Source organism: Bacillus cereus group sp. N31, assembly GCF_016483245.1.
Taxonomy (GTDB): domain Bacteria; phylum Bacillota; class Bacilli; order Bacillales; family Bacillaceae_G; genus Bacillus_A; species Bacillus_A toyonensis.
Genome location: NZ_JAEHCH010000071.1, coordinates 1 through 749 on the forward strand (window position 1 = coordinate 1; position 749 = coordinate 749).

Below are 749 nucleotides of genomic sequence, written 5' to 3' on the forward strand. Positions count from 1 at the left end.
GACGGACCTTTCCAGGTCGCTTCGTCTACCTCGTTCCTTTGTAACTCCGTATAGAATGTCCTACAACCCCAAGAGGCAAGCCTCTTGGTTTGGGCTAGATTCCGTTTCGCTCGCCGCTACTCAGGAAATCGCATTTGCTTTCTCTTCCTCCAGGTACTTAGATGTTTCAGTTCCCTGGGTCTGTCTTCCATACCCTATGTATTCAGGTAAGGATACCATACCATTACGTATAGTGGGTTTCCCCATTCGGAAATCTTCGGATCAAAGCTTACTTACAGCTCCCCGAAGCATATCGGCGTTAGTCCCGTCCTTCATCGACTCCTAGTGTCAAGGCATCCACCGTGCGCCCTTTCTAACTTAACCAAACTAAAATTAAAAAATATGAGCTACACTGTTATCTAGTTTTCAAAGAACATACATTTATATATGAGAGATAGTTCTCTCAAAACTGAACAAAACGAAACACGGAAACTTATATTGATGAACAGCGTTCATCAATTCTCCATAGAAAGGAGGTGATCCAGCCGCACCTTCCGATACGGCTACCTTGTTACGACTTCACCCCAATCATCTGTCCCACCTTAGGCGGCTGGCTCCATAAAGGTTACCCCACCGACTTCGGGTGTTACAAACTCTCGTGGTGTGACGGGCGGTGTGTACAAGGCCCGGGAACGTATTCACCGCGGCATGCTGATCCGCGATTACTAGCGATTCCAGCTTCATGTAGGCGAGTTGCAGCCTACAATCCG

The 749-nt window shown here is 47.5% G+C and carries 2 rRNA genes; both read right to left on the minus strand.

Features of this window, described 5'->3' with window-relative positions:
- Positions 1–363 (minus strand): 23S ribosomal RNA (locus tag JDS81_RS29770); the annotation flags it as partial.
- Positions 364–508: 145 nt separating this feature from the next.
- Positions 509–749, minus strand: a 16S ribosomal RNA gene (locus JDS81_RS29775); the annotation flags it as partial.